The 8,232-nt window shown below is 67.9% G+C and carries 8 protein-coding genes; 4 read left to right on the forward strand and 4 right to left on the reverse strand.

The features are described from left to right. The 3 genes from ACE5CZ_RS10680 to ACE5CZ_RS10690 form a co-directional block, all read right to left on the reverse strand. The coding region (locus tag ACE5CZ_RS10680) for an alpha/beta fold hydrolase (RefSeq protein ID WP_374947312.1) at positions 1–889 on the reverse strand (889 nt) is incomplete at its 3' end. Beyond that, the gene (locus tag ACE5CZ_RS10685) at positions 886–1,908 is read right to left on the reverse strand and encodes a 3-oxoacyl-ACP synthase III (protein WP_374947313.1); all 1,023 of its coding nucleotides are present in this window, start codon (positions 1,906–1,908) and stop codon (positions 886–888) included. The genes ACE5CZ_RS10685 and ACE5CZ_RS10680, both read right to left, overlap by 4 nt. A 128-nt stretch (positions 1,909–2,036) precedes the next feature. Next, positions 2,037–2,897, reverse strand: coding sequence for an SDR family oxidoreductase (locus ACE5CZ_RS10690; protein ID WP_374947314.1), 861 nt, complete (start codon positions 2,895–2,897; stop codon positions 2,037–2,039). An 85-nt stretch (positions 2,898–2,982) separates the two neighbouring features. Between ACE5CZ_RS10690 and ACE5CZ_RS10695 the strand changes: the two genes are divergently transcribed. Further along, positions 2,983–3,378 (forward strand): winged helix-turn-helix transcriptional regulator, encoded by a 396-nt coding sequence (locus ACE5CZ_RS10695; RefSeq protein ID WP_374947315.1) that lies wholly within the window; start codon positions 2,983–2,985, stop codon positions 3,376–3,378. A gap of 30 nt (positions 3,379–3,408) precedes the next feature. Here ACE5CZ_RS10695 and ACE5CZ_RS10700 read toward each other — a convergent pair whose 3' ends face one another. Continuing rightward, the gene (locus tag ACE5CZ_RS10700; RefSeq protein ID WP_374947316.1) at positions 3,409–4,893 is read right to left on the reverse strand and encodes an MFS transporter; all 1,485 of its coding nucleotides are present in this window, start codon (positions 4,891–4,893) and stop codon (positions 3,409–3,411) included. Positions 4,894–5,080: 187 nt separating this feature from the next. Between ACE5CZ_RS10700 and ACE5CZ_RS10705 the strand changes: the two genes are divergently transcribed. The 3 genes from ACE5CZ_RS10705 to ACE5CZ_RS10715 form a co-directional block, all read left to right on the forward strand. Further along, positions 5,081–5,833 carry an alpha/beta fold hydrolase gene (locus tag ACE5CZ_RS10705; protein ID WP_374947317.1) on the forward strand — a complete coding sequence of 251 codons (753 nt, stop codon included), beginning with the start codon at positions 5,081–5,083 and terminating at the stop codon, positions 5,831–5,833. A gap of 31 nt (positions 5,834–5,864) precedes the next feature. After that, positions 5,865–7,262: a dihydrolipoyl dehydrogenase family protein gene (locus ACE5CZ_RS10710; protein ID WP_374947318.1), complete on the forward strand. Its 1,398-nt coding sequence runs from the start codon at positions 5,865–5,867 to the stop codon at positions 7,260–7,262. Positions 7,263–7,374: 112 nt separating this feature from the next. Continuing rightward, on the forward strand, positions 7,375–8,232 hold an 858-nt coding region (locus ACE5CZ_RS10715), incomplete at its 3' end, for a hypothetical protein (protein ID WP_374947319.1).

Here is an 8,232-nt window from a genome sequence, read left to right on the forward strand (position 1 = left end):
CGAGATCGTCGAGGTACACGTCGGAGAAGATGGGGTCGCGGGGGCCCCACAGCAGCAGCGAGGGAACGCCCAGCTCGCGCACGCCGGCCGCGATGCGCTCGAGCTCGTTCCACGATTCATGACTCTCGTCGACCGGGATATCGGCCACGAACGCGCCGATGCCGCCGCGCCTGTCGGCCGTGCGGTAGGGCGCGCGGTAGCCGTTCTTGACGTCGGCAGACAGGGCCGGATGCGCCAGCGCGAGCGTCGTCTCGAGAAACGCGGGCGTGGCCACCGTCGCTCGTCCCAGCACGCCGCGCTGCAGGGCGAGGCGCAGCGGCCAGGGAATGGCGCGGCTTTCGGGCTGGTGAATCGCCGTGTTCAACAGCACGACGCCGGCGAGTGAGTCAGGATGATCGACCGCCCAGCCCATCGACACGACTCCGCCCCAGTCATGTCCGACCGTGACGACCGGGCCGGACAGTTCGAGGGTGTCGGTGAGCGCCGAGAGGTCCGTGACTCGCCGCGTCAACGCGCGCTCCGACCCCGTGCGCTCCGAGAATCCCATCTCGAGCTGGTCGACCGCGAGAACTCGCCACACCTCGCCCGAGCCGGTATCGGCGGCGACCGCGGCGGCATCCGTCGCGGCGGTCACGAGCCCGCGCCACAGATACGACCACGTGGGGTTGCCGTGCACGCACAGCATCGTGCCCACGGGCGTCACGCCGAGCTGCTCGAGAACGGCCGCGTTGTCGAGCACGTGCCAGGTGACCGGGCGACCGGAGTCGCCGCCTGAAACCTCGACGAGCCGGGAGAATCGCGCATCCATGCCCGGCAGGCCGGCAGGCGGAAGCGACGCGAAAGCGGTGCGACCCGCCGACCGGGGAAGGCGCGAGGGGCCGGCACTCACCAGGCGATCTCCATCATGGAGGTGTTGAGGCCCGAGCCCACCCCCATCAGCAGCACGCGGTTGCCGCGCACGAGCTTCGAGGCCTCTTCGGCGAGCGTGATCGGAATCGAGGCGGGGCCGACGTTGCCGAGCAGCGGGAATGTGATGGGCACCCGGGTGGCGTCGAGGTCGGCCGCTTTGACGATGGCGTTGGTGTGCACCGACGAGACCTGGTGCATGATGTAGCGGTCCATGTGCGACCAGCTCCACTGCTTCTTCGCGTCTTTCCAGGCGCTGACGACGAGCTCCATGCCTCCCTTCAGCAGGGCTTTCGCATCGGTGAACATGCCATCGACGCTGCCGACGCAGAGGTCGTTGAACTGGGTGGCCGCGCGGGTGATGCCGCCGAGCATGCGGTGGCCCTCCGGATGCAGGTCGGCCCGGCCGATCACGGCCGCCGCGGCCCCGGAACCCAGGGTGAGGCTCGCGAACTCGCTCATGAAGTCTTTGCGCTTGATGCCTTCTCGGCCCAGACGCTCGATCGTGTTGGTCTGGATCTCGTCTGCGTCTTCGCCGTCGATGATCACGGCGTAGTCGATCTGGCCGGCGTCGATGAGCTGGCCGGCGAGCGCCATGCCGTTCACGAAGCCGAGGCAGGCATTGGCGATGTCGAAGTTCGTGGCCGATGACGGCAGGCCGAGCCCGTGGTGGATGCGCACCGCGACGGAGGGCTCGAGGTGCTTGCGGGTCACCGAGGTGTTGATGAGCAGGCCCACCTGGTCGGGTCGGATGCCGGCCTCGGCGAGCGCCCTCTTGCCCGCTTCGATGGCGGCGTCGTCGAATGTCTGGCCTTCGCCCCAGTTGCGTCTCTCGTGCACTCCGGCGACGCGCTGCAGAAGGCCGGTGGGAAGTTTCAGCCGTTTCAGAGCGGGAGCGAGCCGACGATCGATCTCAGCTGATGTCGTGATTCGGGTCGCCATGGTGGTTGCGACCGACAGAAGTGCGACATTGCGGTGAGTCGTCGTAGCGTTTCCGTCCAACGGAGGTTCCTATCGAGTTGTGTTCGTGGGGTGCGGCTCGCGAACCGAGCGATCGTCCAGAGGAGAGTTTAGTTCCTCACAAGCTGGGGGTTGCCCCACTTGACTCCGCTTACCGCCCCCCACGCGCACTACTCTGCTGCGGCGGCGAGAAACTCGGCGAGCGGCGTGCTGTCGCGGCCGAGAAGGCGCTGCAGGTCGCGGGACTCCGTGTACAGGTCGCCACGCTTGGCCGCCACATCGAGTGCGGTCACGAATTCGGCGGTTCCGGCGTCGAGGCCGGCACCTTCGAGGATCGCCTGGTTCTCCTCGGGCGACACATCGCGGTACTCGATCGTCGTGCCGGTCGCCACTGTGAGCGCCGAGGCGAGGTCGGTCATGGTGAACGCGGGCGCACCGCCGAGTTCGTAGGTCGCATTCTCGTGGCCCGGCTGCGTGATGGCCGCGACAGCCGCCGCGGCGTAGTCCGCTCGCGGTGCGCCCGACACGAGGCCGTCGCCGGCGGCCCCGACCATTTCTCCGGAGGCGCGGTTATGGTCGAGCTGGCCGAGATAGTTCTCGACGTACCATCCGTTGCGCAGAATGGTGAAGGGCACACCGGATGCCCGAAGCACCGCTTCTGTCGCCTTGTGCTCGGGGGCGAGAACGAGCTCAGACGTGTCGGCACGGGGTGCGCTCGTGTAGACGATGCGCGAGACTCCGGCGCCCTTCGCTGCGTCGATCACGTTCGCGTGCTGCTCGGCGCGCTTGCCGATCTCGGTGCCTGAGACCAGCAGCAGGAGGTCGACGCCGTCGAGTGCGGTGGAGAGCGTGGCGGGGTCGGAGTAGTCGGCGGCGCGCACCTGCACTCCCTGTTCGGCCAGGTCGGCGGCCTTGGAGGGCGTGCGCACGAGGGCGATGATGTCGCTCGGTGCGATGCCCGACTTGATGAGGGCGCTCACCGCGTGGCGGCCGAAGTGTCCTGATGCTCCGGTGACGGCGTAGGTGGTCATGATGATTCTCCTTTTTGCTTTCGATCGTGTAGCACTAACTATTACACAGTACGCACGAATGCGCAGCACGGGTTACGATAGGAACATGACAGACGAGGCGACCCCGAGCGACGAACTCGTCACCTCCGTCTTCGCACGCGATTGCACGTCGCGCGCTGCCCTCGAAGACGTGTCCACGAAGTGGTCGAGCCTGGCCCTGCTCGCGCTGGGCGAGGGCGACTTTCGCTTCAATGCGCTGCGCCGCAAGGTCGAGGGGGTCAGCGAGAAGATGCTCTCGCAAACCCTTCAGACCCTCGAACGCGATGGAATGGTCACTCGCGAGGTGCACTCCACCATTCCGCCCCGCGTGGAGTACTCGCTCACCGTGCTCGGAACCCTCGTCGCCGAGAACCTGCGCACCCTCGCCGACCTGCTCGAGGCATCCGCACCCGACATCGGAGCCACCCGCGCCACCTACGACGAGGCGCGCGCGACCGCCTGACCCGCGTCGCGGCATCCGCACCCGGCGGCGCTAGTGCCCCGTGCTCGTTCGGCGCGGCAGCGCGAACACGAGCAGGAACGCCAGCACCGCGAAGCCGAGCGAGACGACCATCGCCGCTGCCGCCGCGTCGGTGAATCCGGTGGCCACGGCATCCGCCGTCTTGCCCCCGATCACCAGGTTGCCGAAGAACACGCTGCCGATCACGGCGATGCCGACCGCGCTTCCGATGCGCTGCACAGCGCTGATCACGCCGCTGGCCGCGCCCGCCTCGCGCCGGTCGACCGTGGCCACGATGAATTGCGCGTTCGGGGCGATGAACAGGCCGTTGCCGAGACCCGCGATGAGCAGCGGAGCGATCAGCAGCCAATTGGTGAGCTCGGCCGCGTTCGTGAGCAGCAGAACGAGCCAGAGCCAGAGCAGGCCGAGAACGACCAGCGACGTTCCGATGATCAGCACCGTGCGGCCGAGTCGCTGCGTGAGCCTGTTGCTCTGCGCGCTGCCCACGATGCCTCCGATGGCGAAGGGAATCGAGACGATGCCCGATTCGAGCGCCGTGTGGCCGAGGCCCGACTGCCACAAAATCGAGATCGTGAAGAAGATGCTCGTGAAGGCGGCGAAGTACACGAGTGCGAGGATGACGCCGCCGGTGAAGGCGGGGTGCGAGAACAATCGGGGCGGAACGAGCGGGCTGCGGCCGCGCTTCGCGTAGGCGACCTCCCACGCACCGAACGCGACCATGAGCAGGGCGCCCACGATCAGGGTGAGGATCGTCCAGAGCGGCCAGCCCTGGTCCTGACCCTCGATCAGGGGAACGAGCAGCGCGATGAGGCTCGCCGACACCAGCACCAGACCGATCCAGTCGAGACCCGAGCGATCGGCGTGGCTCGCCTCCTCGGCGCTCTGCTTCGGCAGCAGGATGGCCGCCGCGATGAGCGTCGCGATGCCGATGGGCAGGTTCACCCAGAAGACGAGTCGCCATCCGTCGGTCTCACCGAAGGCCTGGATGAGCAGGCCGCCGATGATCGGACCGAGCGCCGACGAGACGCCGATGACGGCACCCATGATCGCGAACGCCTTGCCGCGCACGCGACCGGGAAAGAGAAGCTGGATGAACGCGGTCACGGCGGGCACGAACATTCCGCCGGCGAGACCCTGAACGACACGGGCGATGACGAGCTGCAGGTCGTCTTGGGCGAGGCCGCAGAAGAGACTGGCGATCGTGAACAGTGCAAGACCGGTGAAGAAGACCCACTTGTGCCCGATCCGGTCGCCGACACGTCCGGCCGGAATCAGGGCGAGGCCGAACGCGAGCGCGTAGCCCGAGATGATCCACGACAGCGTGCCCTCGCTGGCGTCGAGCGTCGTACGAATAGTGGGCAGGGCGACGTTGACGATCGTGGTGTCGAGCAGCGCCATGAACATGCCGGCGAGCAGCACGATGAGGGCCTGCCACGCCCGACGCGAGACGACGGGAGGTGCGGAGGAGGGGTTGTCGCCCCGGACAGTTTCAGCCACGAACGGGCCTTTCAGAATGAAAACCAGCCGTACGAATCGATCGCACGAACGAAGCCCGGGTGCGGACGACTGTGCGAGTCTACGTCACAGGCCAGGTGCTCACGCAGCGACGACCCCGCGAAGATTCCGCCATGCTATACGTACGATGAATGCACTCACTCCGCCCGCCCCGCCAGCGGTGAAGGTCATGACCTCCGACGGCATCGCGCTCGCGACCTACGAGTTCGGCGATCCTGACGCGCCGACGGTGCTGGCGGTTCACGGCTTCGCGTCGAGCGCGCTCGTCAACTGGCACGACACCGGCTGGACGAGGGACCTCACCCGCGCGGGCTTCCGCGTGATCGCGCTCGACCAGCGCGGTCACGGGGCAAGCGACAAGCCCCATGACCCGCAGGCCTATTCGATGGAGCAGCTCGTCTCCGACCTGCTCATCGTGATGGACACGTACCTCATCGACGAGGCCGTGTATGCCGGGTACTCGCTGGGCGCGCGCGTGGGGTGGCAGGCATCCCTCGACCTGCGGGGCCGCATCACGCGCGCTGTGCTCGGGGGCATACCGGATGGCCGGCCGCTCACCCGGCTGCGAACCGACCAGGCGCGCGCGTTCATCGCCGACGGCTCGCCGGTGCACGACAAAATCACGAATGCCTACGTCACGATGGCCTCGGCCATCCCGGGCAACGACCTGACCGCATTGATGAGCCTCGTCGACGGGATGCGCGACGGCATCCAGCCCGACCCCGGCAACCCGCCGGCGCAGCCCGTGCTGTTCGCCACGGGCAGCGACGACGGAATCCTCGAGCGCTCGAGACGCCTCGCGGCCGCGACCCCGAACGGCAGCTTCTGCGAGATTCCCGGCCGCAATCACTTCAACGCGCCCACCTCTCGGCACTTTCGCGACGCGGCGCTCGCGTTCCTGCGTGAAGACGTTCCGGCATGACGAGGTTCCCGTATCAAGACGAGAGGCAACGATGACTGAAGCACCGAAGCACTACGACGTGGCCGTGATCGGCGCCGGCCCGGCCGGAACGGCGGCCGCACTGCGTGCCGCGGAGTTGGGCGCAACGGTCGTCGTGCTGGAGGCGGGAAAGCTCGGGGGAACCTGTGTGAACACGGGGTGCGTACCTACCCGGGTGCTCGCGAAGACGGCACGGCTGATTCGCGAGACCCGCCACGCCGATGTCTACGGGGTCGACGTGGCTGCGCCGGTCATCGACTGGGCGAGCACGGTGGCCCGCGTGCAGGACCGGGTCGACAGGGTGCGCTCGATCAAGCGGGAGGCCGCGCGTTTCTCGGAGGCCGGCATCGACCTCATCCGAGAGGGCCGCGCGCGTTTCGCCGACGATTCGACGCTCGTGCTCGACAGCGGCCGCCGGGTCACCGCCTCGTCTATCCTGATCTGCGTCGGCGGGCACTCGCGCCGACTGCCCATCCCGGGCAGCGAACTCGCCACGGTGCCGGAGCACGTGCTCGACCTGCCGTCGCTGCCCGGCCGCGTCGCGGTCATCGGTGCCGGCAACACGGGCGCCCAGCTGGTGACCGTCTTCAGTTCGTTCGGCTCGAAGGTGACGGTGCTCGACGTGGCTCCCCGCATTCTGATGCCGTCGGATTCGTCGATCTCGGATGCCGTGGCCGAGGCTTTCGTCTCGCAGGGAGTAGACGTACACACCGGCATCGACGGTGTCGACAGCCTGGCGCGCACCGCATCCGGAATCACGCTCTCGTGGCGAGAGGCTGGAGCCGACCGATCGGCCGACTACGACGCCGTGATCATGGCGACCGGCTGGCCCGCAGACGTCGACGACCTGGGGCTGGAGAACGCGGGCATCGAGGTCATTCGTTCGTCCATTCCGGCAGACGCATATTTCCGCACGGTGGTGCCGCACATCTTCGCCGTCGGTGATGCCAACGGTCGGGACATGCTGGTGCAGGCGGCACAGTTCGAGGGCGAGGCGGCAGCCGAGAACGCCGTACTCGGCGCCAACCGTCGCACGCCGCACCATCTGCTGCCCGCGGGAGGATTCACCGATCCCGACTACGCCGGCGTGGGGCTGACCGAGGCCGAGGCCCGCCAGCGCGACATCACCTGCGTCGTCGCGACCGTCTCGTTCTCGAGTGTCGACCGGGCTGTCATCGATGATCGAGAGACCGGTTTTCTGAAACTCATCGCCGACAGCAGGCGCGAACTGATCCTCGGCGCGCACGCCGTCGGAGAGAACGCGATCGAGGTCGTGCAGTCGGTGACGACCGCGATGGCGGCGGGGGTCGACGTCGCTACGCTGGCGAACGTTCGCTTCGCGTACCCCACATACAGCGCCGTGATCGGCATGGCCGCGCGCACCATCCTGCTCGAACCTCGCGAAGATTGACCTCGGCCCCCTCGTTCCACTAGGTTCCGTGTGAGCGCGGTTTTTCGGCGCTCGTCCACCGTCTAGGCAAAGGGGCCTCCTCGTGCGCAGAACTGTCCAAAAACGTGTCCGATTGCACGCGGCGATCGCGCTCGTCGCCTGTGCGAGCGTCTTGCTCGCGGGTGCCGATGCGGCCGGAGCGCTCGGAACACCGCCCGCGGCCTCTGCAGCCCCGGCCGTCGACGGCTTCACCGCGTACCCCTCGGTCGGCGCGGGCACCTCGTTCCTCGACCACTCCGACGCTCTCGCGGGCATGGCCGATCCCGGCTGGTACGAGTCGAACATCCCTTTCATCGACCTGCCCGACGCCGAGATCGAATCCACCTACTACTACCGCTGGCGCACCTACAAAGAGGCTCTGAAGTACACCGGGCCCGACGACGGCTGGATCGTCTCGGAGTTTCTCGGCCCGGTGGGCTACGCCGGCCCCGGAGGCGGCATCTCGGCCGCCGCCGGCCACCACATCTACGAGGGACGGTGGCTGCGCGACCAGCGCTATGTCGACGACTACGTCGACTACTGGCTCACGGGGTCGGGCGCGGGCTCCAAGCCCGCGACCGACGGGCTCAACAAGGAGACGACCGACTGGGCGCACCAGTACTCGTTCTGGGTGGCCGACGCGGTGCTGGCCAGAGCTAAAGTCGATGGCGACCTGACCGAGGCCACGGCCCTGCTGCCCGAACTCGAGCGTCAGTGGCAGGCATGGTCGCCGCAGTTCAACGCCGAGCTCGGCCTGTACTGGCAGGCGCCGGTGTGGGATGCGATGGAGTTCACGGCGAGCTCCTACCAGAGCGACGACCCCTACCACGGCGGCGAGGGCTATCGCCCGACTCTGAACGCCTACCAGTACGGCGACGCGATGGCGATCGCCGAGCTGGCCCGACTGACGGGCGACACGGAGACCGCCGCCCAGTACGAGGCCTCGGCAGCA

Source organism: Agreia sp. (assembly GCF_964263775.1).
GTDB lineage: Bacteria > Actinomycetota > Actinomycetes > Actinomycetales > Microbacteriaceae > Agreia.

Excerpts from the sequence above, each read along its gene's own strand:
- ACE5CZ_RS10690 (WP_374947314.1), bottom strand. The coding sequence starts at position 2,897 with ATGACCACCTACGCCGTCACCGGAGCATCAGGACACTTCGGCCGCCAC.
- ACE5CZ_RS10710 (WP_374947318.1), top strand. The coding sequence starts at position 5,865 with ATGACTGAAGCACCGAAGCACTACGACGTGGCCGTGATCGGCGCCGGC.
- ACE5CZ_RS10705 (WP_374947317.1), top strand. The coding sequence starts at position 5,081 with ATGACCTCCGACGGCATCGCGCTCGCGACCTACGAGTTCGGCGATCCT.
- ACE5CZ_RS10695 (WP_374947315.1), top strand. The coding sequence starts at position 2,983 with ATGACAGACGAGGCGACCCCGAGCGACGAACTCGTCACCTCCGTCTTC.